The following is a 24,261-nucleotide window of genomic DNA, read 5'->3' on the forward strand; positions in this document are numbered from 1 at the left end:
GCGTTTCCGGCCACCGGCCGCGGCGTGATCGATGGCCGCGTGCTGGTGCGCGGCGTGCCGCTCGAGGACACCGAAACCTGGCAGCTCGAACATGCGGGGCGCGACGCCGCGCTGCGCGCGCTGCTCGAGGACGCGGGCCTGCGGGTCGAGCAGGTCGGGCTCGAGGTGCTGCGCGGCGATCCGCAGCGCATCGTCGCGATGCTGGCCGCGGCGGCCGCCGAGGGCGGGCGCGCGATCGTGGTCGACGCCGAGACGAGCGAGGACCTGGCACGGCTGGCGCGCCTCACGGCCGCGCTCGACACGCCGTTCTTCTGGGTCGGCTCGGGCGGGCTGTCGCGCGAGCTGGCGGCCTTGCCCGGGCTGTTCGACGCCGATGCCGCGGCCGGCTCGGAATCGGAAGCCGAAGCCGAAGCCGAAGCCGAATCCGAAGCCCGATCCGCCGAGGCCGCGAGCGTCGTCGCCTCCGGCCCGCTGCTGACCCTGGTCGGCAGCCTCTCGGCGATTTCCGAGCGCCAGTGCGCGCTGCTGCGTGCCGAGGCCGGCATCGCCGAGTTCATCGTGCCGCCGGCGGTGCTGCGCGAGGGCGCGACGCACGCGCAATGGCCCGCCTGGCACGAGCGGATCGGCGCCTGCCTGCGCGGCCGGCAGGACGCGATCGTGCGTATCGGCCGCGACGCGGCCTTCGATCCCGCCGAGGGCGCGCTGCTCTCCGGCGCGCTGGCGGCCCTGGTGGCGCCGCACGTCGAGGGCCTGGGCGGCCTGATCGTGACCGGCGGCGAGACCGCCCGCGCGATGCTGGGCGCCGCTCGCATCGGCGCGCTGGAGCTGGCCCGCGAGATCGAGGCCGGCGTCGCGCTGGGCCGGCCCGCCGACGGCCGCGGCCCGCATGTCGTCACCAAGGCCGGCGCGTTCGGCACCGAACACGCGCTGCTGGGCGCCTACCGGCACCTGCGCGGCGAACCCGCTGCGCTCGTGCGCGACGGCGCCTGAAACCCTTCAAGCCTTCACCCCTGAACGAAACACATCATGAGCAACTATCTCCCCGTAATCGGCATCACGATGGGCGACGCGAGCGGCGTGGGCCCCGAGGTCGTGGTCAAGAGCCTCGCGCATGAATCGGTCTACCGGCAATGCCGGCCGCTGGTGATCGGCGACGCGCGCCGCCTGGCGCGCGCGATCGAGATCGTCGGCGGCCGGGCCACGGTGCGCCGCATCGACGACGCCACCGAGGCGCGCTACGAACCCGGCACGATCGACTGCATCGACCTCGGCCTGATCCCCGACGAACTGCCGTTCGGCCAGCTCTCGCCGGTGGCGGGCGACGCCGCCTACCGCTACATCGCGCGCGCGGTCGAGCTGGCGCAGGCCGGCCGGATCGACGCGATCTGCACCGCGCCGCTCAACAAGGAAGCGCTGCACGCCGGCGGCCACAAGTTCCCGGGTCACACCGAGATGCTGGCGCACCTGACCGGCGTCGAGGAGGTGTCGATGATGCTGGTGGCGCCGCAATTGCGCGTGATCCACGTCACCACCCACATCGGCATCATCGACGCGATCCGCAAGATCGAGCCGGGCCTGGTGCAGCGCACGATCGAGCGCGGCAACGCCACGCTGATCAAGGCCGGCATCGCGCGGCCGCGCATCGGCGTGTGCGGGATCAATCCGCATGCGGGCGAGAACGGCCTGTTCGGCTACGGCGAGGAAGAGCAGAAGATCATCCCGGCGGTCGAGCTGCTGCAGGTGCGCGGGTTCGACGTGACCGGCCCGCTGCCGGCCGACACGCTGTTCTATCGCGCCGGGCGCGGCGACTTCGACCTGGTGGTGGCGATGTATCACGACCAGGGCCACGGCCCGGTGAAGGTGCTGGGCCTGGAGGCGGGCGTCAACGTCACGGTCGGGCTGGAGGTGGTGCGCACCTCGGTCGACCACGGCACCGCCTTCGACATCGCCGGCAAGGGCATCGCCGACGAGGGCAGCATGCTCGAGGCGCTGCGCCAGGGCGCGGAACTGGCGACGCGGCGCGCCTGAAGCCGCGCGCGGGCGCGCGAGCGGCGCCTTGCCTCAGAACAGGTGGTCGATGCCGATCGTGAAGGCGCTCTGGCTGTTCACGCCGGCCGGGTTCAGGGTGCTGACCACCGCGTGCCTGTACGAGGTGTAGTCGAACTCGGCGTAGAGCGTGGTGCGCTTGGAGAGCAGGTAGGCCAGCGTCAGCACGCTCAGCCCGCGGCGGCCGGCCTTGTCGTTCGAGACGCCGGTCTGGTAGTAGGCGCCGCGGAACACGGTCACCGGGTTGATGGTCCAGGCGATGCCGCCGAAGCCGTTGTTGGTCACCTGGTGCGGCGCGCTCGGGCTCTGCAGGTCCTCCGACATGAAGCCGCCCGAGAAACGCACCGGGCCGAGCTTGTAGCTGGCGCCGAGCATGTAGTAGCTGTCGCCGGCGTAGGCGGTGCCGCTCAGGATGCTGCGATGGCCGTACACGCCGCCCACGGCGGCCGGCCCGAGGGCGACGCTCAGGCCCACCGCGCGCGTGGCGCCGCTGCTGAAATCGCCCGGCACCCCGCCGAAGGAATCGTCGGCCTCGAACAGCACCGGCCCGAAGCTGTTCTTGTACTTCACCGCATTGTTGTTGCGCGTGCCGTCGGAGGCCTGGGTGAGCGGGATGATCGGCGTGAAGTGGAAGTTGTACGGATCGTAGAGGCTGATGATGTCGTGCGCGATGGTGTACTGGCGCCCGAGATCGAGCGAGCCGTAGCGCGCGTTGCCGATGCCGACGAAGGCCTGCCGGTTGAATTCGGTGCCGGTGGTGTTGTCGAACTGGCCGTTGCTGATGTTGAAGCCGCTTTCCAGCAGGAAGTGCGCGTTCCAGCCGTCGCCGAGCTCCTCGCGCGCACGGAAATCCAGCTTGTTCGAGCTGAAGTAGCCGTTGGAATTCTCGGTGGTGATCGAGCCGCCGCCCTTGGCGGCGTTCGTCTGGTGACGAATGCCGCCGTCCACCGTGCCGTAGAGCTGCACGCTCGATTGCGCGAACGCCGGGGCCGCCATCGTCAGTCCCAACGAGGCGGACAGCGTCAAGCGCACGCTTCTCCAGACCGCAAGTGCCATGGTGTGTCTCCTGATCTTGATATTTTTTGATCGCGAAACGGTTCGCGTCACTGCCATCGCTGTCGCATTCGATACGCACGACTAATCGATCACCGCACCGGCGCGGCGCCAGGCCTGCCGGTTCGGCGGCGCGCGGGACCTGCCGCGCGCCGCCAGGTCGTTTCAGTGGCCGGCGGCGCCGCCCTTGCCGGGTTCGAGCCGGTCCAGCGCGCTCGAGTCGGGCTTGAAGCCGGTCTTCAGCTCGTGGCGCAACGCGTTGCGGTCGAGCGCCTTTTCCCAGTTCGCCACCACGATGGTGGCCACGCTGTTGCCGACGATGTTGGTGAACACGAAGGCGCTCGACATGGCCTTGTGGATGCCGAGGATCAGCGCGATCGATTCGACCGGGATGGTGTTGGAGGCCGCCAGGGTGGCCGCCAGCACCGCGATCGCCGCGCCCGAGACGCCCGCCGCGCCCTTGGAGGTCAGCAGCAGCACCGCCAGCAGCACCAGTTGCTCGTGCCAGCTCATCGGCGTGTTGGTCGCCTGGGCCAGGAACACCGCGGCCGCCGCGAAATACAGGCAGGTGCCGTCGTGGTTGAAGGTGTAGGCGGTGGGCAGCACCAGGCCGACCACCGACTTGTCGCAGCCGAGGCGTTCGAGCTTGTCGATCAGTTGCGGGAACACCGTTTCCGAGGAGCTGGTGCCGATCACCAGCAGCAGCTCGGCGCCGATGTAGCGCATCAGGCGCAGCAGGCTGAAGCCGTTGGCGCGCGCGATCGGCCAGAGGATCAGCGCGATGAAGATCACGCAGGTCAGGTAGAACTCGAGCACCAGCTTGCCCAGCGAGAGCAGGGTGCCCAGGCCGAACTTGCTGACCGTGTAGGCGATCGCGCCGAAGGCGGCCAGCGGCGCGATCTTCATGGTCAGGCCGATCACCCAGAACAGCGAGCCCGAGGCGGCATCGATGAAGTCGAGCGCCGGGCGGGCGCGCTCGCCGATCGCGGCCAGGCCGAAGGCGAACAGCACCGAGAAGAACAGCACCTGCAGCACGTCGCCGCCGGTGAAGGCGCTCAGCGCCGTGTGCGGGATCACGTTGAGCAGGAATTCGCTCATCGTCACCACGTGGTGGGCGCGGCTCACGTAGCTGTCGACGGCGGCCGAATGCACGTTGTGCATGTCCACGTTCATGCCGACGCCGGGCTTCAGCACGTTGATCACCACCAGGCCGATCACCAGCGCGAGCGAGGTGACCACCTCGAAATAGAGCAGCGCCTTGATCGCGATGCGGCCGACCTTCCTGAAATCGCTGACGCCCGCGATGCCGCTGCACACGGTGCAGAAGATGATCGGACCGATCAGCATCTGGATCACGCGGATGAAGGCATCGCCGACCGGTTGCAGGTCGATGCCGAACTTCGGGAAGACGTAGCCCGTGAGGATGCCGAGCGCCATGCCGGCCATCACCTGGAAGGACAGGTCGCGATAGAACGGGCGAGCTTTCCCGGGTTCGGTGGTGGATTTGCCGCGCGGGCTCATGCTGCTGTCTCCTTGTGTGGCAGGGGCGAACTCGGGTTCGCTCGAAACGGGTGAAACGCGATGGTCGGTTGCGCCTGCCCGGTGCGACGAAGCGAGGGGCAGGCGCGCGGGGCGCTCAGCGGGCCAGCTCGCCGAGCAGCTCGATGGTGTCGGCGAAGATCTCGTCGACGCCCAGCTTGCGCGGCAGCAGTTGCTGGCGCTCGCAGTAGGCGAGCGTTTCCTCCAGCGGGCCGCGCAGCGCCTGGTAGCCGAAGGGCAGCTTGTCGGGCTTGCCGGCCTGGTCGGCGGCGGCCGCGGCCTTGCCGCGGCGCAGCAGCGTGTAGAGCGCTCGTACCGCCTGCGGCCGCTCCTCGAGCAGCGCCTGCCGGACCACCACCACGTGGTTGATCGGCACGTAGCGATGCAGCGCGTACCAGGCGCGGTCCGCCGCCGCCGCATCCGGGATCAGCGGCTCGAGCCCGGGTTCGTCGGGCAGGTCGTTGCCGAGGATCGCGGCATCGATCTCGCCCTCGCGCAGCATGCCCAGCAGGGACTTGCCCTCCACGCGCCGCACGAAGGGCGGGTCCCGGTATTCCTCCAGGTGCGCGCCCTCGATCGTAATCCAGTTCACCTGATCGAGCGGCACGCCGTAGGTTTCGTCGAGGATCGCGCGCACCCACATGCCGGTGGTCTGCGTATAGGCGCGCACGCCGATCCGCTTGCCCGCCAGGTCCCCGAGATCGAGCTTGCCGCGCCGCGCGTCGTGGATGATGCAGCCTTGCTGGAAGCGCGCCGCGACCACCGCGGGCAGCAGGGCCACCGGCTTGCCGTAGGCCTTGGCCTGCAGGTAGGTGACGATCGCCATCTCGCTCACGTCGTAGGCCTGGCGGCGCGCCATCGGCGCGAAGGCGCGGTGGATCGGCTCCACCTCCTGGAAGGCGAGCGCGAGCGCGGGATCGGCGAGCTCGCCGGAGATCAGCGCCCGCGTATGCGGGTAGGACTTCAGCGCGATGCTCAGCGGCGCGGTGCCGGCCTGGCCTGCGGGGTCGATCGAAGCTTCGGTGTTCACGTTCGGGTTCCTGAACAATACGGGTGCGTGGCGCGGGCGCGCATCAGGCGGCCAGCGCGGGGTAGACGCTGCGCGCCGTGCCGCCGAAGATCGCTTGTTGCGCGTCCGTTGGCAGCATCGACAGGCTCTCGCGCGCCTCGGCCAGCAGTTGCGGCAGCGAACCTTCCGCGGCGGGGAAATTCGAGCCCCAGGCGATGCGATGCGCGCCGAAGGCGTCCAGCACGCGCGGGAAGAAGGCGGCGGGCGTCGAGGCGCCGCGCGAGGCTTCCGCGATGGTGCGGTTGGTCAGCTTGAGGAACACGCCCGGGTGCGAGGCGAGGCTGAACAGCGGCTCGGCCGCTGCGTAGGGCGGCCCGCCGGCCAGCTCCGGACGCGCCAGGTGGTCGAGCAGCACGCGGATCTCGGGGAAGCGCGCCAGCATGTTGAGCAGCGCCGGGATGCCCTGCGCGGTCATCTGCAGGCAGATCGACACGCCATGGCGCTGCGCGTGCTCCCACACCGGGAACGAGCGCTCGTCGTCGAGCCAGCCGGCCTGGCCGGGCATGGTGCTGCCGGTGGTGAACAGGCGCAGGCCGGACAGGCCCGCGTCGAGCCAGCGCTGCATCTGCTCGACCGCGTCGTGGGCCAGCACGTCGACCGAGAACACGCCCGCGAAGCGATCGGGATGGCGGCGCACCGCCTCGACCACATAACTATTGTCGTTGCCGTAGACCGTCGAGGCCTGCACCACCACGGCGCGCTCGATGCCCGCCGCGTCGAGCGAGTCGAGCAGGCCCTCCAGGCTGACGGGCCGCTTCACCGACCATTCCGACTGATGCCCCCCGACCGGAGCGAGCGGATAACGCTCGGTATCCGGGGAAATCACGTGGGTATGGGTGTCGATGATGACGGACATGAACTGCCTCCTGACAGGTAACGATTTGATCGAATGAGCGCTACTTTACGGGCGCGGCCGGCCCTCGCCTTAATATGAAGTGCGGCACGAGGCATAAATTCTGGTTAAGCTAGGGGTTTTCTCCGAGGCGCGTGAAGCGCCATGGCAAGGGGCGCGATGAGTCAAATCGACGGCGAGGAGCACGACGAGACGCACGACGAGGAGCGGGCCGGATTGCGGCGCCTGTTCCTGTTCGACGCGGTGTGCGAGACCGGCGGCATCGGCCAGGCGGCAGCGCGCGCGGGCCGGACCCAGCCGGCGGTGAGCCTGGCGATCGGCAAGCTGGAGGCGGGTTTCGGCTGCCGGCTGTTCGAGCGCGGCTTCGGCGGCAGCGAGCTGACCGAGGAGGGGCGGATCCTGCAGCGCCGGGTGCGGCGCATGCTGGAGCAGATGGAGCGCGCCGTGGCCGCGCTGACCGGCCAGCCGGCCGCGGCGGCCAATGTCGGCAAGATCTGCCGGCACCTGAGCGACGCGCAGGTGCGCTGCCATATCGCGATCGCCGAGGCCGGCTCGGCGACCGAGGCCGCGCGCGCGCTCGGCATCTCGCAGCCGGCCGTGCATCGCGCGGCGCGCCAGATCGAGCAGACCGTCGGCGTGTCGCTGTACCGGCGGCGCGTGCACAGCGTGCTGGCCAATCCCGCCGGCGTCGAATTCGCGCGCTGCCTGAGCCTGGCGCTCTACGAGATCAAGCAGGCCGGCGAGGAGCTCGAGCTGGCACGCGGGCAGCGCAGCGGCCGCGTCGCGATCGGCGTGCTGCCGCTGCTGCCGCCGCGGTTGGTGGCGCGGGCGATCCAGCGCCTGCGCGAACGGTATCCGGCCGCGCGCGTGACGGTCGACGAGGGTTCGCACGCGCGGCTGCTGCGCGAGCTCGGCAGCGGCGCGATCGACATCGTGATCGGCGGCCTGCGCGAGCCGCGGCTGGCCGGCATCGTGCAGGAAACCGAACTGTTCGCCGATCCCTACGTGGTGGCGGTGCGCAAGGGGCACCGGCTGGCGCGCAAGCGCGCCGTCCAGGTGCGGGACCTGGCCGACGACGACTGGGTGGTGCCGCAGCGCGACGTGCCGCGCCGCCGGGTGATCGAGGCGATGTTGGCGCGCCTGCCGCGCAAGCCGCCGATGCGGGTGGAGACCAGCTCGCTGGCGATGATGATGGCGATGCTGGTGGAGAGCGATTGCATCACGCTGCTCACGCGCTCGCAGATCCGCGAGGCCTATCCGGGCAGCGGCATGGTCGAGCTGGCGCTGGAGACGCCCGAAGCCTCGCGCGTGGTGGGCTACACCACGCGCACCGACTGGCTGGCGACGGCGGTGCAGCAGGCCTTCGTCGAGCAGTTGCGCCGGGAGTGCGAGACGCTGGCCGACTGATGGTGGTCACGACGGCGATCACGACGGCGATCGTGACGGCGCTCAGGCGTCCTTCAGCACCTGCGCGACCTGCCGGATCCCCAGCAGGGCGATCGCGCCCATCGTGACCGAGATGGCGGCCAGGCCGCCGCGCAGGCTGGTCGCGTGCGTGAGCGCGCCGATCAGCGGCGGCCCGAACAGCATGCCCGCGTAGGCGAAGCGCCCCACGCCGGCCACCCCTGCCGCGGCGCTCATGCCCGGCAGCCGGGTGCCGGCCAGGAAGAAGAAGGGCATGAAGTTGGCCACGCCGAGCCCCATCAGCGCGAAGCCGGCCAGGCTCGCCGCCGGCAACGGCACGGCGATGGCCAGCGTGATGCCGGCGAAACCGAGCCAGGCACTGGCGCAGAGGATCGTCTTCACGCTCAGGCGCCGGCGCAGCGGATCGGCGCCGAAGCGGCCCAGCGCCATGCCGGCCGAGAACAGCGCGTAGCCGTAGCTGCTGGTGTCGAGCGAGGCGCCGGTCACGTCGCGCAGGTAGATGGCGGCCCAGTCGTACATCGCGCCCTCGCAGACCAGCCCGAGAAAGGCGATGCCGCCGAGGATCCACAGCACGCGCGGGATGCCGGCGCCGCCAGGGGATGCCTCGTCGTGCCCGGCGGGTGGATCGGCGAGCAGCCGCGACGATGCGTAGAGGGCGCTGGCGCACAGCAGCGCCGCGACGATCGCCAGATGCAGGCGCGGCGACACGCCGGCGGCCAGCATGGCGCCGCCGAACGCCGCGCCGGCCATGCCGCCGACGCTGAACATGCCGTGCATGCTCGACATGATCGGCCGTTCGAGCCGGGTCTCCAGGTTCGCGGCCTGCACGTTCATGGCGACGTCGAAGGCGGCCATCGCCATGCCGAACACGGCGAGGATCGGCAGCATCAGGGCGAAGCGGCCGGCCAACGGCATCGCCAGCAGGGCCGCCGCGTAGACGAAGCTGCTCTGCGTGAGCGCCCGGGCGCTGCCCACGCGCGCCACCCAGCCGCCGACGTGCTTCATCGCCAGCACGGCGCCGGCGGCCACGCACAGCATCGCGATCGACATCTGCGCCTCGGAGGCGCCGAAGGCGGCCTTGAGCACGGGAATCTGCACGCCCCAGGTGGCGAAGCTCGCGCCGTTCATGAAGAACTGCGCCATGGTCGGCAAGGTGGCCCGGCGCGCGGCGCGCGCGGGCATCAGGATCGATGCCATAGGGTGCTCAACGGGGGATGCATGCCGTTGACCGGGTCGCTGTCCGGGAACGGCAGGTGGCGCATGCGCTCGCTCATCTCGGGGGTGGGCGCGTCGCGGCAGACGTCCCAGTCCTGCCCCGGCGGATAGGCGCCCACCACCAGGAAGTCCGGCGTCGAGGACAACTCGCAATGGCCGGTGCCGGTCGGCAGCAGGAGCGCGTCGCCGCGCTCGACCCGCAGTTCGTGCCCGCCGGGGCCGCCCAGCATCAGGCGCGCGCTGCCGGCCGCGATGCCGAGCACCTCGTGCGCGGTGGAGTGGTAGTGGTGATAGGGGTAGACGCCCGCGCGCCATTGCGGCACCCAGCCGTTGTGGCGGAACCCTTGCTCGAAGGCGGCGGCGAGATCCTCGCCCTGCAGGGCCTGGCGATAGAGCAGCACGGGCAGTTGCGGGTTGTTCGGCACCCAGCCGTTGCGGGCGAGCAGCAGTTGTTGCGGATTCATGGCGGCCTCGGTCGAGGTGTCGGCGGCGACGGCGTGGGCGAGGCCCGTGGAGGCGGCGCCGAGCGCCAGCAGGCCCTGGACGAAGCGCCGGCGGTTCAGCGGGGGCATGGTCGGGATTTCCGTTCGGTTCGTTGGGACGAACTATGCCAGCCGACTTCGCCTTGCAGAAATGCGATATTTCGATGCCATGCATCTATGGCATAGATGAATCCTCGGGCGGGGCGCGGCGAGGGGAGGAGAAGGCGACGCGGTGAACCGTCCAGGGTGCCGAAGCGATCGTCGCGCCTCGGCGGTGCATCGTCAGAACAGATCCTCGTGCCGGCAATTCACCAGCAACTCGGCGATGCTGGCCGAATCCGGCATCTCGATCGTGTTCGCGACCAGCCGGGCGATATCCTCGGGCTGGGTCATCGCCTCGGCCGGCAGGTCGGCGATGCCGGCCGCCATCTCGGTGTTGACGAAGCCGGGGCACACCGCCACCGCGCGCAGCCCCTGGTCCCAGCCCGCGCGGCGCACCGCGTGCGTCAAGGCGATGGTGGCGTGCTTCGACATCTGGTAGCCGACGTTGCCGTTGCGCACGCGCTTGCCCGACAGCGAGGCGATCTGCACGAAGCGCGCGCTGCCGGCGCGGCGCAGATGCGGCAGCGCCGCCTGCACCAGCCGGAACGGCGCCTTGACGTTGATGTCGAGCGTCTCGTCGAGCAGCGCGTCGGTGCCGTCCTCGAAGCCGATCTGGCGGCAGATGCCGGCATTGCTGACCAGCACGTCGATGCGCCCGAAGCGCGCCACGGTGGCCTCGACCCAGGCCTGTGCGGCGTCCGGCTCGCGCGCCTCGTAGCTTGCCAGCAGCGCGTCGCCGAAGCGGCCGGCCAGCGCCGCCGGTTCGCGCACGCCCAGCGACAGCCGGTAGCCGCGCCGCTGCAATTCGCCGGCGATCGCCAGCCCGATGCCGCGGTTCGCACCGGAGATCATCGCCACCTTGTCCATGCGTCATGTGCCTCGTGTTGACGGCGGCGCAGCCTCGCTGCCCCGCCGCCGCGGATCAGAACCCGGCATCGATCACGATCTTCGTGCCGTCGGAGAAACGGGTGAGCCGGAACGCATGCGGATCGACCAGCGGCGCGTCGTTGGCGACCAGGTCGGCCATCAAGCGGCCCGCGCCGGGGCCGATGCCGAAGCCATGCCCGGAGAAGCCGGTGGCGATGAAACAGCCCGGCAGGCGCTCGACGCCGGAGATCACCGGAATCGCGTCGGGCGTGACGTCCATGTAGCCGGCCCAGCGCTGCGCGATGCGCGCCTGCGCCAGGTGCGGAAACACCCGCTTGAATTCCGCCAGGCCCGGGTCGACATAGCGCGCGATCGGCTCGGGGTCGAGCGTGCGCACGCGTTCGAATTCGGTGGGGCGGTCCAGCGCCCAGCGGCGCGGGCGGCGCAGCTCCTCGACGAAGCGCCGGCCGATGCCGAGCCGCATCGCGCCGCCCTGGCTCTTCAGGGCCTCGAGATACTGGAAGAACAGCTTGAACGCGTCGGGCGTGAGATCGGTCCGGGTGCGAAAGCCCGCCGCGATCGTGTAGCCGCCGTCGGCGCGCTTGCGGAACGCGTAATGCTTGTTGCTGGCGCTGAGCTCGGGGCCGCCGTCGAGCGGCTCGGTGCGCATCACCGAGGCGCGTACCAGCAGTTGCGGCAGCTCGATGTCGAGGCTGCCGCAGAAATAGCGGGTCCAGGCGCCGCCGGCCACCACCACGGCCGAGCAGGCGATCGTGCCGTGCTCGGTCACCACCGCGCTGGCGCGGCCGGCGCTGGTCTCGATGCCGCGCGCCGCGCAGGGCGCGAGGATCGACACGCCGCGCCGGCGCAGCGCGTTGGCGATCGCGGGCGCGGCCTTCTGCGGCTCGGCGCGCGCGTCGCCGGGCGTGTAGAGCCCGCCGCGGTAGCGCACCGTGGCGCCGGGCAGCAGCGAGTCGATCTCGGCGGTGCCCACCTCGCGCGTGTCGAAGCTGTCGCCGGCCTCGTCGCGCGCGCGCCGCAGCCAGTCGCGATGATCCTCGATGGCGGCCTCGTCCTCGGACATGTAGAGGATCCCGCACTGGCGGAAGCCCGTCTCGATGCCGAGCGTGGCGTCCAGCGTGCGCCAGATCCGCAGGCTCTCGATCGCCAGCCGCAGCTCGCGCGGGTCGCGCCGCGTGACGCGCACCCAGCCCCAGTTGCGGCTCGACTGCTCGCCGGCGATATGGCCTTTCTCGCACAGCGCCACGGACAAACCCTTGTCGGCCAGCGCGAGCGCGGTGCTCACGCCGATGATGCCGCCGCCGATCACCACCACGTCCGCGCGCTCGGGCGGCCTGATGTCTTCTGCTACGGGGTCGACTTTCGGTCCCATCTCGGATGCGATCTCCTGTGGTTCATGAGGGCGAGGGCGGCGAACCATGCCGCGCGCTCAGTGGCGCGGCGCGACGCGCGAGACCGCCGCTCGCAAGGCGCGCCGCATCGCGGTGGCGCGCTCGGGCCGTTGCGTGCCGGGGTTGGCGTGGCGGTTGGTCCAGCGGTCCAGGTGGTTGATCGCGTGGGTGAGCGGCACGGTGATCAGCAGGTAGACGGCGCCGGCGGCCACCAGCGGCGAGAGGTTGGCGGTGTTGACCGCCGTGTTCTGGCCGATCGTGAAGAGATCGCGCTGCGAGGTCAGCAGGCCGAGGAAGTACACCAGGCTCGAATCCTTGACGATCGAGATGAACTGGTTGGCGAGCGCGGGCAGGATGCGCCGGATCCCTTGCGGCACGATCACGTGGCGCATGCTGCTCCAGTAGCTCATGCCCAGCGCCTGGCAGGCGTAGAGCTGGCCGCGGCCCACGCTCTGGATGCCGGAGCGGAAGATCTCGGCGATATAGGCCGAGGAGATCAGCGCCAGCGCCACGATCGCGAGCGGATACGGATTCGGCCCGAACAGCGCCAGCCCGACCGGCGCCAGCCCCTGGCCGACCACCAGGATCACCAGCGCGGCCGGCAGCCCGCGGAACACGTCCACGTAGATGCGCGCCGGCGTGGTCAGCCAGCGCGTGGGCGACACCGCCATCAGCGCCAGCACCATGCCCGCCAGGATGCCGAGCAGGGTGGAGAACACCGACAGCACCAGCGTGTTGACCAGGCCGGTGTAGAGCAGCGAGGGCAGCGACGAGACCAGCAACTGCCAGTCGAGGAAGTTCTCGATGAAGGCCTGCATGGTGGACTCCTCCTGATCGTGAAAGGGACCGGGCGCGGCGGCGCGCTGGGTTGCCGGCTCAATTGCCGGCTCGGTTACCGGCTCAGTTGCCGGTCTTCATCGCATAGGGCGGCAGGCTGGTGGGCGTCGGGTAGGTCGGGTTGAACTGCTTGTAGAGCTTGAGCCAGGTGCCGTCCGCCACCAGCGCGTCGATCGACTTGTTCAGCGCCTGCGCCAGCTTGCTGTTGCCCTTGCGCAGCGGGAAGCCGGCCGGCAGGTTGACCGCCGAGATGTCGAGCTTGTCCTGCAGGTCCAGCTGCGGATACTTGGCCTGCAGCCCGACCGCGAGCGTCTTGTCGATGAAGTAGCCGTCGATGTACTTCGAGCGCAGTTGCAGGAAGCCGGCGTTCAGGTTCGGGAAGCGCACCACCTGGGCGCCGGGGATGTAGGTATCGGCATAGGTGTCCTCGATGGTGCCCTGCACCACGCCGATCCGCTTGCCCTTTACCGAGGCGACATCGGCGCCGATCGCGCTGCCCGGCAGGGTCGTCACGCTCAGCAGGCCGGTCAGGTAGCCCTCGGAGAAATCGACCATCTTGAGGCGGTCGGTGGTGATCGAGATCGAGCCGGCGGCCACGTCGAGCTGGCGGTTCGCCACGCCCGGCAGCATCCCGGCGAAGTCCTGCGCGCGGAACTCCACCTGCAGCCCGAGCCGCGCGCCGATCGCGCGCAGCAGCTCGACGTCGAAGCCCGTCATCTTGCCGTTGTCGACGTAGGAATAGGGCTTGTTGTTTGCGTCCACACCGGCGATCAGCCGGCCCGGCGTGAGCGTGCCGAGGTCGTCGGCGGCCGCGGCCGGGGCGGCGCACAAGGCGGCGAGGGACAGCGGCACGGCGATCGCGGCGGCGCGCAGGAACTGGCTCAAACGCATGACGGAACTCCTTCGTGGCAAGGGTAGGGCGAACGGGAAGCGGGTGCTGGGCCGTGCTCAGTGCAGGATGCGCGACAGGAATTCCCGCGCGCGGGCCGAGCGCGGCCGCTCGAAGAATGGCTCGCTGCGGTCGTCCTCGACGATCGCGCCGCGATCCATGAACAGGATGCGATCGGCCACGCGCCGCGCGAAGCCCATCTCGTGGGTCACGCACAGCATGGTCATGCCTTCGCGCGCGAGCTCGCTCATCACCTCGAGCACCTCGTGCACCCTCTCCGGATCGAGCGCGGAGGTGGGCTCGTCGAACAGCATCGCCACCGGGTCCATCGACAGCGCGCGTGCGATCGCAACGCGCTGCTGCTGGCCGCCGGAAAGCTGCGCGGGAAAGCGATCCTCGTGCGCATGCAGGCCGACTCGCCGGAGCAGCACGCGTGCCCGCTCGGCGGCCTCGTCGCGGCGCCGTCGCAGCACCTTGACCTGAGCCAGCACCAGGTTCTCGCGCACCGTCAGGTGCGGGAACAGCTCGAAGTGCTGGAACACCATGCCGCCCACGCGGCGCCCGTCGACGAGGATCTCGCCTTGCTGGATCGCCTCCAGCCCGTTGATCGACTTGATCAGGGTGGACTTGCCCGAGCCCGAGGGGCCGCAGATCACCACCACCTCGCCGCGCGCGACCGTCGCCGAGCAAGCGTCGAGCACGCGATGCTCGCCATACCATTTCGAAACCTTGTTCAAGCTGATCATCGCCGGCTCCTGCGGGTCGAACCTCGAATCATGCGAGCGCGCTGCGATGGCGGCCGCTCCAGTAATCGTCGAGCTGGTAGAGCGCCGCGCCCACCGGCACCGCCAGCGAGCGCGCCAGCCCCATCGGGCCGAGCGGAAAGCCGCCCTCGCCGAACGGCCCGGCCTCGGCGGCGGCGCCCACCAGGCGGCGCGCGATGCGCTGGCCGAGCCAGCTCATCAGGGCCACGCCGTTGCCGTTGCAGCCCAGCGCGTAGTGGATGCCGTCGGCCTCGCCGAGGTGGGCGAGGCGGTCGGTGGTCATCGCCACGAAACCCTTCCAGGCATGCGTGAGCCGCACGTCGCGCAGCGCCGGCCACAGGCCGACCAGCTTGGCGTGGAGCCGCCGCGCCGCGTCGCGTTCGTCGAGATCGCGGATCGCCGGGCGCGAGCCGAACAGGATGCGCGTGCCGTCCGGCGAGGGCCGCGTGTAGAACAGGTTGCGCCGCGAATCGCTGACCATGCGCCGGCCGGGATTGAGCGCGTCCATCAGCCCCGGCGGCAGCGGCTCGGTGGCGATCTGGTAGCTCGCCACCGGCAGCACGCGGCGCGCGAGGAAGGGCAGCAGGTCGCCGGTATAGCCGTTGGTGGCGACCAGCACGCGCGCGGCCTCGATCGTGCCGCGCGCGGTATGCACGCGAAACCGCGCGGCCCGGCCGCCGCCGAGCCGCTCGATGCGCTCGGCGCCGGCATGCGAGTGCAGGCTGGCGCCGCGTCGGCGCGCGAGAGCGCGCAGGGCGCGATGGTATTTCGCGGTGTGCAGGCCGCCGTAATCGTCGATCAGGATGCCGCCGTAGTAGTAGTCGCTGCCGATCAGCGCGCGCTGCTGCTCGCGCGAGATCACGTGGACGGTCACGCCGGTCTTGTCGCGCAGCAGTTCGCCCTGGGCGCGCAGGGTATCGAAGTGGCGCGTGGTGTAGGCGCCGAAGAAACGGCCGCTGATCTGCAGGTCCGCGTCGAGCCCTTCGTCGGCGATCAACTGCTTGAGGAAGTCGAAGCTGGCGATCGATTCGCGCATCAGCCGCTGCAGGCGCTCGGCCGAGACGCCGCGGATCGCCCTGGTCAGCGCGAGCTTCTGGCCGCTGGAGACCATCCCGCCGCTGCGCGTGCTGCCGCCCGCGCCGAGCTCGGCCGCGTCGATCACGGCGGTGGCCAGGCCGTGGCGCGCGGCCTCGGCCGCCGCCGACAGGCCGCAGTAGCCGCTGCCGATCACCAGCAGTTCGACCGAGCCGGGCAGCGGCGAACGGTCGGTCTCGGGCGGCGCCGCGTCCCACCAATAAGGCGCGAGACGGAAGTCGTCGTGGAACAGCAGGGCGTCGGGTCGCATCCGGGCTCCGTCGTGCAGAGGTCGGGACCAGTCTAGGTTTGCGCCGCTCATGCGGTCAAATAGCGACAAAAACAGCTTCCATTCATTTTTGATATGGCAACCTGCCAGGGGATCCGGACCAGGCGGGGCGCGCATGAATCAACGGCAGATCGAGGCATTCCGGCTGGTGATGCTGCGCGGCTCGATGACGGCCGCCGCGGAGGAGATGGGCACCTCGCAGCCGAGCGTGAGCCGGCTGATCGCGGAACTGGAGGCGGCCACCGGGCTGGCGCTGTTCGTGCGCCACGGCGGGCGGATCCGCGCCACCGACGCGGGCACCGCCTTCTATCGCGAGGTCGACCGCAGCTTCGTCGGGCTCGAGAAGCTCGGGCAGGCGGCGCGCGAGATCCGCCAGTTCGGCAGCGGCCGGCTGCGCCTGGTGGCCGCGCCGATCATGGCGCTGTCCTTCCTGCCGGCCGTGATCGAGGATTTCCTGGCCGAGCATCCGCGCGTGGCGGTGTCGCTGGAAATGCGCAGCGAGGGCACGATCCAGCGCTGGGCCTCCTCGTCGAGCTGCGATATCGGTTTCGCGACCACCCCGCCCGAGGTGGTGGAGGTGACCAGCGTCGACCTGTATCGGCTGCCGGGCGTCTGCGCGCTGCCGGCCGGGCATGCGCTGGCCGCGCGCGAGCGCATCGTGGCGGCCGACCTGCGCGGCGAGCGCCTGATCCTGCCGTCCTACGCGGACGACACGCGCGCCTCGGTCGATCGTGTGCTGCGCCAGGCCGAAGCGCTGCAGGTGCCGGCGATCGAGACGCCCTATGGCGCGACGATCTGCGCGCTGGTGGCGCGCGGGCTCGGGGTGGGCGTGGTGAATCCGCTGGCGATCGAGGAGACGAACCCCGCGCGCATCGTGTTCCGGCCGTTCGCGCCGGAGATCCTGTTTCGCGGCTTCACCGTGTGCCCGCGATGGCAGCAGGAGAAACCGATCGTGCAGGTGTTCCTGGCGATGGCGCGGGCGCGCATGGCGAAGGTCCGGGCGGCGATCGCGTCAGGGCTTGGCTAGCCGGGGCCGCCGCCGCGTCGGGCGGCCATATGCACGCGTGCGCCGATTCTTTCGTCGCTGGAAGCAGTTTGAAATATGTCTGAAATGACATATTCAAGATCCCCGGGAAACTGCCGATAAGGGCGGGTACCGCGCACGCCTTGTCGCGCGGGCCGTGGAGCCGCGAGGCGTCTCGCCGTCCATCCACGGTCTTTTCCTGTCACTGCCGGTCCCTTATGAACTTCCTTGCCTTGCGCCGCGCCGGTATCGGTGTGCGGCTCGCGATTCTTTCCTGCCTGCTGTTCGCGCTGAGCCTCGCCGTGTTCGCCTGGGCCCTGACGCGCACCGCCGGCACGCACGTGACCGACCAGGTGCTGCTGCGCATCGCCGAGCGCAACCAGTCGATCGCCGAGACCATCGCCTTGTTCGACAAGGCCCTGGGCACCGAGGTCGGGCGCTCGATGACGCAGTTCGAGAGCCTGCTGCCCGGCGGTTTTTCGCTGGACCCCGCGCAAACGATCAACATCCAGGGCACCGATGCGCCGACGCTGAAGGTGGGCGATCGCGTGCTCGACCTGGACTTCACGATCCCCGATGAATTCCTCGCCCGCAGCGGCGCGATCGCGACCATCTTCGCGCGGCGCGGCGACGATTTCGTGCGCGTCACCACCTCGCTGAAGAAGGCCGACGGCACGCGCGCGATCGGCACCCTGCTCGACCGCAAGGGGCCCGCCTACGGCCCGGTCGCGTCGGGCCGCAGCTACACGGGCCTGGCCGCGCTGTTCGGCAAACGTTACATCACCCAGTACAAGCCGATCAGCGACGCGAGCGGGCGCGTGATCGGCGCGCTGTTCGTCGGCGTGGACGTCGGCGCGGAGATCGCCTCGATCGAGGACGGCATCCGCCGCCAGAAGATCGGCGAGAGCGGCTACTTCCTGGCGATCGACGCCTCGGGCGGCGCGGATCGCGGCAAGTACCTCGTCCATCCGCGCGCCGAGGGCAAGCCGGCCGAGGACACCGACCTGCCGGTGCGGCGCATGCTCGAGGCCGGGCAGGGCCGGCTCGACTACGTGTCGGCCGACGCGGCGCTCGGCGAGCGCGAGGCGCGCGCCAAGTACGTGGTGTTCCAGACCCTGCCCGAATGGCACTGGCTGGTGGCCGGCATTGCCCCGCGCGACGAGGTGATGGCGGACGTGAACGCCACCCGCAATCGTTTCCTGCTGGTCGGCCTGGCGCTGGTGCTGGTGTTCGGCGTGTTGTTCGTGCTGGCGGTGCGGCGGCTCGTCAGCGGCCCGCTGGAGGCGGCGGCGCGCGCCTCGGAGCGGATCGCCGCGGGCGACCTCAGCGTGCGGATCGCCGACGGCGCGCCGCCGCGCCACGACGAGATCGGCCGCCTGATCCGCGCCATCGACGGCATCGGCGACGGCCTGGCGCGCATCGTCGCCCAGGTTCGCGAGGGCGCGGCCGGCATGTCGGCGCGCACCAGCGAGATCGCCGGCGGCAGCGGCGACATCGCCACGCGCATCGCCGCGCAGGCCGGCAACCTGGAGCGCACCGCCGCCAGCATGGAGGAGCTGACCTCGAACGTGCAGCAGAACGCCGATCACGCCGCGCAGGCCAATCAACTGGTGGCCGGCGCCGCCGAGGCCGCGCTCGACGGCGGCCAGGCGGTCGGCCGGGTGGTCTCGACCATGGACGAGATCGGCCGCTCGGCGCGCCGCATCGCCGACATCACCAGCGTGATCGAGAGCATCGCCTTCCAGACCAATATCCTGGCGCTGAACGCGGCCGTCGAGGCGGCCCGCGCCGGCGAGCAGGGCAAGGGTTTCGCGGTGGTGGCCGCCGAGGTGCGCGCGCTCGCGCAGCGCAGCGCGGCATCGGTCAGGGAGATCGAGACCCTGGTGGCCGAATCAACGGCCACCGTCGACAGCGGCGCGCGGATCGCCGGCGAGGCCAGCGCCACCATGCAGGGCATCGTCGAGCGGGTGGGCCAGGTGCGCGACCTGATGGGCGAGATCAGCCAGGCTTCGCGCGAGCAGTCGCAGGCGATCGAGCAGGTCAACATCGCCGTCACGCAGATCGGCGAGGCGACCCAGCAGAACGCGCAGGTGGTGGATCAGGCGCAGCGCGAGGCGGTGGCGCTGAGCGACGAGGCCGCGTTGCTGGCCGACGCGGTCAGCGTGTTCAAGCTCAGGGGCGCGGGGCGGACATGAGCGGTAGTGCGTGATGGTTGCCGTGTCGAGTGCGAACGATCATGTCGTCGGGTTTTATAAGTGCGTACTTTATATCGATTTCGGATTTTAACGATTGCGCATGCGCTTGCCTAAAATCTGATGAATTAAGGCGAGTCGTGTGAAAAAATAATTAACGATTTTCACTGGTGATCGGTGAATCGATTTGATAGATTGTGGAAAATCTGGAATTCGGCTGTTGCGTGATGTGAATTGCATTGGCTGAGTTCCGGAAAATAATAACCATCCTATTAAAACGATTCCAATTGCCAGTGAGGCAATCATGTTCGTTTCGAGCGAGACCGGGGGAGTGGCCGCTGCGGCATCGTCCGCGCGGTGCCTGAAGTCGCCGATTCCCGGCGGATCGTGGCGCAGCCGTTCTACGGCACGGGGCGTGGCTGGGCTGATCGGGGCCATCATCATGGCCGCGTCGGCACCGGCGCCCGCGGAATCCATCCAGCATCACGCCTGTGCGCAGGGCGCCTGGGCACTCGGAAAAAGCGGTGCACCCGAAAATCCGGCCCTCGCGCAATTATCCGGACATGCCTTTTCCGGCAATCCACATGTGTCCGGCGGCGGCCTCATGGTGAATCCGGATCTCTCGATGCGCTGGTCGTCGTCATTATCGTCGTCGCTATTGTCGGAGCGTGGCGGCGGCGCGTCGTTGAATCCGTCCGGAATGATTCCGGAATCGATGCCGCGATGGCGTAATTCACCGGAAATCGAGTTATTGCGTCGCTTCGAGGCGAGCCGGCCGGCGTGGGCGAATCCAGATGCGGGCGACAAGCCGATCCTGGGTCGCTTGCTGGCGCAGGCCCTGAATCGGCGCCGCGACGAGACTTCTTATCGGATTCCCTCGGACGAAGCCATTGCCAATGCCGGGCCTATCAAGCTGTCACCGAGGGAGCAGGCGTACCTGCCGAAGGCGAAGGCCTGCAACGACGCCACGCGGGCACTGAATGACAGCGAGCAGGCGCTCCTGAGTGCCGCCGAGGTGCCCTTGGGCAGCGCCACCACGCTGGCCGAGTGGGCCAATACGCCCGGACATGGGCCGGCGCCGGCGGCTTTCGCCCCCGCGTTGCGGAATCTCTCCGCCTACGACGCGAGCTGTCTCGAGTCCACCGCCAGGCCCGAGCAGCTCAAGGAGCTGGTCGGCGTGCTGACGATCGACGGCAAGCCGGCCTGCACGGCCTTCCGGCGCAGCGCCAATCGAATCTGGACGGCTCGCCATTGCATCTACGACGCGGCGGACAACCGGCGCTATGCCATGGTGCGCCCCGGCTCGGTGTGGTTTTCCTATCCCGGCGAACCGGACGCTCGTTACGAGGTATGCAGTGAAACCCGCAATTCGAAGGCGGCCGGCAGTTCGGGTGGATTCCCGATGCAGGACGACTACATCGAGTTGCTGGTGGCCGGCTCGCCTCCGGCGCCGCCGCAGATTCCGGTCGATACGGCCGGCCTGGCCAAGGGTGCCGACCTCACCCTGTTCGGGCTCTTCAGCGATCTGCAACTGATCAGTACCGGCCCCTCCAGCGAGTTGTCGTGGATGCGCGAGAGCAAATCCGGGTGCGTGGTCGGCGAAGTCACCGCGGACGGTTGCATCGTCCATAGCTGCCAGGCGGTGCAGGGCACCAGCGGCGCGCCGGTGTTTGTCGTGCGCGACGACAAGCTGGTGCTGGTGGCCATGCATGTGGGGGGCGGTACGAAAGCCTGCACGGTGAAGGGACTGAAAAGTGCGGCATACAACGTGGCCATTCCGGCGAAACGGCTGGCCGAGTGAGCGTGGTTCAACAAGCACGAACGGGGGATACGATGAGGCCCAACAAGGCAGGGACGATGGTGGCGGGAGTCTGTGCGCTGTGTTTTGGCGTCGCGCAGGCGGATGAGTTGCGGGTCGGCGTGGCGATCAAGTGCCCGAAGACGGGCGCGCAGCGCACCGAGATTGCGCTGGCGCCGGTGGCGCTGGCCCTGGCCGGCGTGGTGGTGCAGAAGCTGGCGGGGGCGGCGCTCGAGAAGGCGGCGGACTATCTCAAGGACGATACGTCCATCACCAAGACCGCCTATGCGCGCGCGCCGCGCATGCTCGATGCGATCCCCGCCACCGACAGCAACAGCCGCGCGCTGGTCGACGCGAAAGGCAACCCGGTGCAGACAGCGCGGATGTCGGTCATCTATGCCTGCGTCTACGGCGCGGTGGGCCGCTATGGCAATCCGGGGGACAGTCCGGCAGGCGATTTCACCAGCCTGGGGAGCGACGCTTCCGACGCACTGCGCAAGCTCGGGTTGCAGGACGCGCCGGCCTTGTACTTCGAGGGGCTCTACCAGCAATCGAAGGAGCCCGCCGGCGTGTATGCCTTCGAGCCGCAATTCCTCTACTACGGCGAGCACCTGAAATCGGGTGGACTGTTCGGCGCCCACAAGCGCGACCTCGGCGTAACGATCGATGTGCTGAAGCCGTCCGAAACGGCGCCGATCTCGAGCTCGGTGATTTCGCTCGAGGCGCTCAAGCCGGGCAAGGACACGATGTTCGATGCGAAGTATTTCGACGGCAGGCCGTTGCCGTGGCAGAAGGTGCCGGCCCTGACGGACAACGCGCCGGTCACGATCAAGGTCACGGTGCTCGAGACCGGCAAGGCGAACACGCTCGACAAGGCGCTCGGCGAGGCGCTGGCCGCGAAGAAGGACGATCTCGCGCAGGCGCTGGCCGACGCCGTGGTCAGGCAGCCTGCCAGCGGCGCGGCGGCGACCGGCCACTGACGCGAGCCGGGGCGGCGCGCGCGTCGTCGAGGTGTGCGCCGCCGGCCTTCAATTCTTCAGGAATCCTCCAAAGCGCGCGCGGATCTCGTCGACCTGCGACAGCGTCCCCGACAGATGCGCGCGCAGCGCCGCTTGCGCCGCCTCGGGATTGCCCGCCGCGATCGCGGCGACGATCGCCGCATGCTGCTCCAGCACCCGCTCGGTCTTGCCCGGGATCGGCACGTGCAGGTTGCGCAGCCGGTCCAGGTGCCCGCTCTGCCGGCGCACCAGCGTCCATAGATCCATCACCTCGGCCGCGTCGTACATCAGCTTGTGGAAGGCCTCGTCGGCGTGCACGAACTCGACGTAGTTCTCGCGCGCCGCGTGCATGCGCTGCAGCTCGATGCTGTCGGCGAGCCGCGCCAGCAGCGGGGCGCTCGGCGCGCTGGCGAGCCGGTGCACGATCTCCAGCTCGATCGAGCGGCGCAGGAACAACTGCTGGCGCGCCAGCGGCACGTCGATCGAGCTGACCACCGTCGCGTGCTGCGGAAAGATGTCGACCAGGCCTTCCTCGCCGAGCCGGATCAGCGCGTCGCGGATCGGCGTCTGGCTCAGGCCGTAGAGCGCGGCGAGCTCGGCGCGCTGCAGCACGGTGCCCGGCGCGATGCGCATCGCCACGATCAGCTCGCGCAGGTGCTCGAAGACCTGCGGCGCCGCGTGGCGCGAGCGGTCGAAGGAGGGCGCGATCAGTTCGGCGGGGGACGAGGCGGCGGGAGCGTCGGAAAGCGTCGGGGTCATGTGGGCATGGGATGACGGGAAGCGGGAAAGCCGGCCGCCGCGCGGCGCCGGCCAGCCGCCACGATACCGCAATCCCGCTTCATTGACGCACTAATGTTTTAGTGTTTTAATCCGCCCCAGCTCAAGGCGAATACCCGTCGCGGGCGCAACGAATACGAACGAGAACATCCAGGAGACAGCCGTGGACACTGCGAAGCATTCCGCCGCGCCGGGCGCGCTCGCGCCGGCACCAGCCGCGCCGCTGGCGCGGGCGGTGGCGAAGATCGAGCGCCGCGTGCTGCCGCTGTTCGTGATCATGTTCATCGTCAACTACATCGACCGCGTCAACATCGGCTTCGTGCGCGAGCACCTGGCGGCCGACGTCGGCATCGGCACGGCCGCCTACGGGCTCGGCGCGGGGCTGTTCTTCGTCGGCTACGCGATCTTCGAGGTGCCTTCCAACCTGCTGCTGGCGCGCTTCGGCGCCAAGGCCTGGCTGACGCGGATCATGCTGACCTGGGGCATCGCGGCCACCGCGATGGCCTTCGTGCGCGGCGAGACCTCCTTCTACGTGCTGCGCTTCCTGCTCGGCGTGGCCGAGGCGGGTTTCTTTCCCGGCGTGATCTATTACTTCACGCAATGGCTGCCGGCCGGCGCGCGCGGCAAGGCGATGGCGGTATTCCTGAGCGGCTCGGCGCTGGCCTCGATCCTGGCCGGCCCGGTTTCCGGCGCCTTGCTCGGGCTCGGCGCGATGGCGGGCAGCGGCCTGCACGGCTGGCAGTGGATGTTCGTCACCGAGGGCGCGGCCTCGATCCTGTTGTGCGCGGTGGCGTGGTGCTGGCTCGACTCGCGCCCGGCCGAGGCGCGCTGGCTGGCCGACGAGGAGCGGCGCGCGATCGTCGAGACCATCGCCGCCGAGCAGGCCGCGCGCGAGCGCGAGCAGCCGGCCCATGTATCGCCGCTCAAGCTGCTGGCCGATCCGCGCATCGCGCTCTACTGCTTCATCTACTTCGCGATCTCGCTGACGATCTACGGCGCCACCTTCTGGCTGCCCAGCATCATCCGCAAGATGGGCCACTACAGCGACTTCCAGGTCGGCCTGTTCAATTCGATTCCCTGGCTGGTATCGATCGTGGCGATGATCGGCTTCGCGCGGCTGGCCGCGCGCCATCCCCACCAGCAGCGGTGGACCTCGGTCGCGCTGCTGATCGCCGCGCTCGGCATGTTCGTCTCCAGCTTCGGCGGCGGGGCCTTCGCCTTCGTCTCGATCTGTTTCGCGGCGGTCGGCTTCAAGGCCGCGTCCTCGCTGTTCTGGCCGATCCCGCAGAATCATCTCGATGCGCGCATCGCCGCCGGCGTGATCGCGCTGATCAATTCGATCGGCAACCTCGGCGGCTTCGTCGCGCCGGCCGTGTTCGGGCTGCTCGAGCAGCACACCGGTTCGATCCGCGGCGGCCTCGCGGGCCTGTCGATCTGCTCGCTGCTGGCCGTGCTCGCCGTCTGGTTCACGCGCGAGCGGCCCCGCCGGCGCGCCGAGCCCCTGTCGCGCCGCGCCGGCTGAGCAACGCCTTCCCCCCTTTCCCATCCAGAGATCC

General features: G+C 69.8%; 22 protein-coding genes. 8 read left to right on the top strand and 14 right to left on the bottom strand.

The annotated features are described in order from the left end of the window. Positions 1 to 990, top strand: a 990-nt coding sequence (locus tag F3J18_RS14650; protein ID WP_166913188.1) for a four-carbon acid sugar kinase family protein, incomplete at its 5' end; no start/stop codon positions are given. A 36-nt stretch (positions 991 to 1,026) separates the two neighbouring features. Next, positions 1,027 to 2,028 carry a 4-hydroxythreonine-4-phosphate dehydrogenase PdxA gene (gene pdxA / locus F3J18_RS14655; protein WP_166913189.1) on the top strand — a complete coding sequence of 334 codons (1,002 nt, stop codon included), beginning with the start codon at positions 1,027 to 1,029 and terminating at the stop codon, positions 2,026 to 2,028. A gap of 33 nt (positions 2,029 to 2,061) precedes the next feature. On the opposite strand, the gene F3J18_RS14660 is transcribed toward pdxA, so the two are convergent. From F3J18_RS14660 to F3J18_RS14675, 4 genes are all read right to left on the bottom strand, one after another. Next, positions 2,062 to 3,102, bottom strand: a complete 1,041-nt coding sequence (locus F3J18_RS14660; protein ID WP_166913190.1) for a porin — start codon at positions 3,100 to 3,102, stop codon at positions 2,062 to 2,064. A 162-nt stretch (positions 3,103 to 3,264) separates the two neighbouring features. Beyond that, on the bottom strand, positions 3,265 to 4,620 hold the full coding sequence (gene dctA, locus F3J18_RS14665; RefSeq protein WP_166913191.1) for a C4-dicarboxylate transporter DctA: 1,356 nt from the start codon (positions 4,618 to 4,620) through the stop codon (positions 3,265 to 3,267). A gap of 115 nt (positions 4,621 to 4,735) precedes the next feature. Next, entirely contained in the window at positions 4,736 to 5,668 is a 933-nt protein-coding gene (locus F3J18_RS14670) for a hypothetical protein (RefSeq protein ID WP_345891767.1), read from the bottom strand. Between the two features lie 43 nt (positions 5,669 to 5,711). After that, on the bottom strand, positions 5,712 to 6,563 hold the full coding sequence (locus tag F3J18_RS14675; protein ID WP_166913192.1) for an amidohydrolase family protein: 852 nt from the start codon (positions 6,561 to 6,563) through the stop codon (positions 5,712 to 5,714). A 156-nt stretch (positions 6,564 to 6,719) separates the two neighbouring features. Between F3J18_RS14675 and F3J18_RS14680 the strand changes: the two genes are divergently transcribed. After that, positions 6,720 to 7,967: a LysR family transcriptional regulator gene (locus F3J18_RS14680; protein ID WP_166913193.1), complete on the top strand. Its 1,248-nt coding sequence runs from the start codon at positions 6,720 to 6,722 to the stop codon at positions 7,965 to 7,967. A 42-nt stretch (positions 7,968 to 8,009) separates the two neighbouring features. Here the strand turns inward: F3J18_RS14680 and F3J18_RS14685 are convergent, their stop codons facing one another. The 8 genes from F3J18_RS14685 to F3J18_RS14720 form a co-directional block, all read right to left on the bottom strand. Continuing rightward, positions 8,010 to 9,182 carry an MFS transporter gene (locus F3J18_RS14685; RefSeq protein ID WP_166913194.1) on the bottom strand — a complete coding sequence of 391 codons (1,173 nt, stop codon included), beginning with the start codon at positions 9,180 to 9,182 and terminating at the stop codon, positions 8,010 to 8,012. Continuing rightward, positions 9,167 to 9,772, bottom strand: a complete 606-nt coding sequence (locus tag F3J18_RS14690; RefSeq protein WP_166913195.1) for a cupin — start codon at positions 9,770 to 9,772, stop codon at positions 9,167 to 9,169. The genes F3J18_RS14685 and F3J18_RS14690 overlap by 16 nt, the downstream gene beginning before the upstream one ends. 192 nt (positions 9,773 to 9,964) lie before the next feature. Continuing rightward, positions 9,965 to 10,651: an SDR family NAD(P)-dependent oxidoreductase gene (locus tag F3J18_RS14695; protein ID WP_166913196.1), complete on the bottom strand. Its 687-nt coding sequence runs from the start codon at positions 10,649 to 10,651 to the stop codon at positions 9,965 to 9,967. A 55-nt stretch (positions 10,652 to 10,706) separates the two neighbouring features. Next, entirely contained in the window at positions 10,707 to 12,044 is a 1,338-nt protein-coding gene (locus F3J18_RS14700) for an FAD-binding oxidoreductase (RefSeq protein ID WP_025100015.1), read from the bottom strand. Positions 12,045 to 12,101: 57 nt separating this feature from the next. Beyond that, entirely contained in the window at positions 12,102 to 12,881 is a 780-nt protein-coding gene (locus tag F3J18_RS14705; RefSeq protein WP_025100016.1) for an amino acid ABC transporter permease, read from the bottom strand. 82 nt (positions 12,882 to 12,963) lie between these two features. After that, positions 12,964 to 13,791, bottom strand: a complete 828-nt coding sequence (locus F3J18_RS14710; RefSeq protein WP_025100017.1) for an ABC transporter substrate-binding protein — start codon at positions 13,789 to 13,791, stop codon at positions 12,964 to 12,966. A gap of 57 nt (positions 13,792 to 13,848) precedes the next feature. Continuing rightward, the gene (locus tag F3J18_RS14715; RefSeq protein ID WP_166913197.1) at positions 13,849 to 14,535 is read right to left on the bottom strand and encodes an amino acid ABC transporter ATP-binding protein; all 687 of its coding nucleotides are present in this window, start codon (positions 14,533 to 14,535) and stop codon (positions 13,849 to 13,851) included. A gap of 28 nt (positions 14,536 to 14,563) precedes the next feature. Then, a complete protein-coding gene (locus tag F3J18_RS14720) occupies positions 14,564 to 15,898 on the bottom strand; it encodes an FAD-binding oxidoreductase (protein WP_166913198.1) in 1,335 nt (444 codons plus the stop codon). Between the two features lie 133 nt (positions 15,899 to 16,031). Here F3J18_RS14720 and F3J18_RS14725 point away from each other — a divergent pair, with 133 nt between their 5' ends. Continuing rightward, positions 16,032 to 16,943 (top strand): LysR substrate-binding domain-containing protein, encoded by a 912-nt coding sequence (locus F3J18_RS14725; RefSeq protein ID WP_025100020.1) that lies wholly within the window; start codon positions 16,032 to 16,034, stop codon positions 16,941 to 16,943. Between the two features lie 215 nt (positions 16,944 to 17,158). Further along, entirely contained in the window at positions 17,159 to 19,135 is a 1,977-nt protein-coding gene (locus F3J18_RS14730) for a methyl-accepting chemotaxis protein (protein ID WP_166913199.1), read from the top strand. Between the two features lie 87 nt (positions 19,136 to 19,222). Here F3J18_RS14730 and F3J18_RS14735 read toward each other — a convergent pair whose 3' ends face one another. Then, positions 19,223 to 19,576 (bottom strand): hypothetical protein, encoded by a 354-nt coding sequence (locus tag F3J18_RS14735; RefSeq protein WP_166913200.1) that lies wholly within the window; start codon positions 19,574 to 19,576, stop codon positions 19,223 to 19,225. Between F3J18_RS14735 and F3J18_RS14740 the strand changes: the two genes are divergently transcribed. Both F3J18_RS14740 and F3J18_RS14745 read left to right on the top strand, forming a co-directional pair. After that, complete coding sequence (locus F3J18_RS14740) at positions 19,548 to 20,933, top strand: hypothetical protein (RefSeq protein WP_166913201.1); 1,386 nt, start codon at positions 19,548 to 19,550, stop codon at positions 20,931 to 20,933. The genes F3J18_RS14735 and F3J18_RS14740 overlap by 29 nt on opposite strands. Positions 20,934 to 20,965: 32 nt before the next feature. Further along, complete coding sequence (locus F3J18_RS14745; protein ID WP_124076203.1) at positions 20,966 to 21,910, top strand: hypothetical protein; 945 nt, start codon at positions 20,966 to 20,968, stop codon at positions 21,908 to 21,910. A gap of 48 nt (positions 21,911 to 21,958) precedes the next feature. Here F3J18_RS14745 and F3J18_RS14750 read toward each other — a convergent pair whose 3' ends face one another. After that, positions 21,959 to 22,687: a GntR family transcriptional regulator gene (locus F3J18_RS14750; RefSeq protein WP_025100022.1), complete on the bottom strand. Its 729-nt coding sequence runs from the start codon at positions 22,685 to 22,687 to the stop codon at positions 21,959 to 21,961. A gap of 181 nt (positions 22,688 to 22,868) precedes the next feature. On the opposite strand from F3J18_RS14750, the gene F3J18_RS14755 reads away from it, so the two are divergent. Next, a complete protein-coding gene (locus tag F3J18_RS14755) occupies positions 22,869 to 24,227 on the top strand; it encodes an MFS transporter (RefSeq protein ID WP_166913202.1) in 1,359 nt (452 codons plus the stop codon). Positions 24,228 to 24,261 lie beyond the last annotated feature (34 nt).

The sequence above is a fragment of the Burkholderia sp. Ax-1720 genome (assembly GCF_011753035.1).
Classification (GTDB): domain Bacteria; phylum Pseudomonadota; class Gammaproteobacteria; order Burkholderiales; family Burkholderiaceae; genus Burkholderia; species Burkholderia gladioli.

Bases quoted from the DNA above. Each gene is read 5' to 3' on its own strand.
- F3J18_RS14725 (WP_025100020.1), top strand. From the start codon at position 16,032: ATGAATCAACGGCAGATCGAGGCATTCCGGCTGGTGATGCTGCGCGGC.
- pdxA (WP_166913189.1), top strand. From the start codon at position 1,027: ATGAGCAACTATCTCCCCGTAATCGGCATCACGATGGGCGACGCGAGC.
- F3J18_RS14660 (WP_166913190.1), bottom strand. From the start codon at position 3,102: ATGGCACTTGCGGTCTGGAGAAGCGTGCGCTTGACGCTGTCCGCCTCG.
- F3J18_RS14710 (WP_025100017.1), bottom strand. From the start codon at position 13,791: ATGCGTTTGAGCCAGTTCCTGCGCGCCGCCGCGATCGCCGTGCCGCTG.
- F3J18_RS14735 (WP_166913200.1), bottom strand. From the start codon at position 19,576: ATGATGATGGCCCCGATCAGCCCAGCCACGCCCCGTGCCGTAGAACGG.
- F3J18_RS14705 (WP_025100016.1), bottom strand. From the start codon at position 12,881: ATGCAGGCCTTCATCGAGAACTTCCTCGACTGGCAGTTGCTGGTCTCG.
- F3J18_RS14730 (WP_166913199.1), top strand. From the start codon at position 17,159: ATGAACTTCCTTGCCTTGCGCCGCGCCGGTATCGGTGTGCGGCTCGCG.
- F3J18_RS14680 (WP_166913193.1), top strand. From the start codon at position 6,720: ATGAGTCAAATCGACGGCGAGGAGCACGACGAGACGCACGACGAGGAG.
- F3J18_RS14720 (WP_166913198.1), bottom strand. From the start codon at position 15,898: ATGCGACCCGACGCCCTGCTGTTCCACGACGACTTCCGTCTCGCGCCT.
- F3J18_RS14715 (WP_166913197.1), bottom strand. From the start codon at position 14,535: ATGATCAGCTTGAACAAGGTTTCGAAATGGTATGGCGAGCATCGCGTG.
- F3J18_RS14745 (WP_124076203.1), top strand. From the start codon at position 20,966: ATGAGGCCCAACAAGGCAGGGACGATGGTGGCGGGAGTCTGTGCGCTG.
- F3J18_RS14690 (WP_166913195.1), bottom strand. From the start codon at position 9,772: ATGCCCCCGCTGAACCGCCGGCGCTTCGTCCAGGGCCTGCTGGCGCTC.
- F3J18_RS14675 (WP_166913192.1), bottom strand. From the start codon at position 6,563: ATGTCCGTCATCATCGACACCCATACCCACGTGATTTCCCCGGATACC.
- F3J18_RS14750 (WP_025100022.1), bottom strand. From the start codon at position 22,687: ATGACCCCGACGCTTTCCGACGCTCCCGCCGCCTCGTCCCCCGCCGAA.
- F3J18_RS14685 (WP_166913194.1), bottom strand. From the start codon at position 9,182: ATGGCATCGATCCTGATGCCCGCGCGCGCCGCGCGCCGGGCCACCTTG.
- dctA (WP_166913191.1), bottom strand. From the start codon at position 4,620: ATGAGCCCGCGCGGCAAATCCACCACCGAACCCGGGAAAGCTCGCCCG.
- F3J18_RS14695 (WP_166913196.1), bottom strand. From the start codon at position 10,651: ATGGACAAGGTGGCGATGATCTCCGGTGCGAACCGCGGCATCGGGCTG.
- F3J18_RS14700 (WP_025100015.1), bottom strand. From the start codon at position 12,044: ATGGGACCGAAAGTCGACCCCGTAGCAGAAGACATCAGGCCGCCCGAG.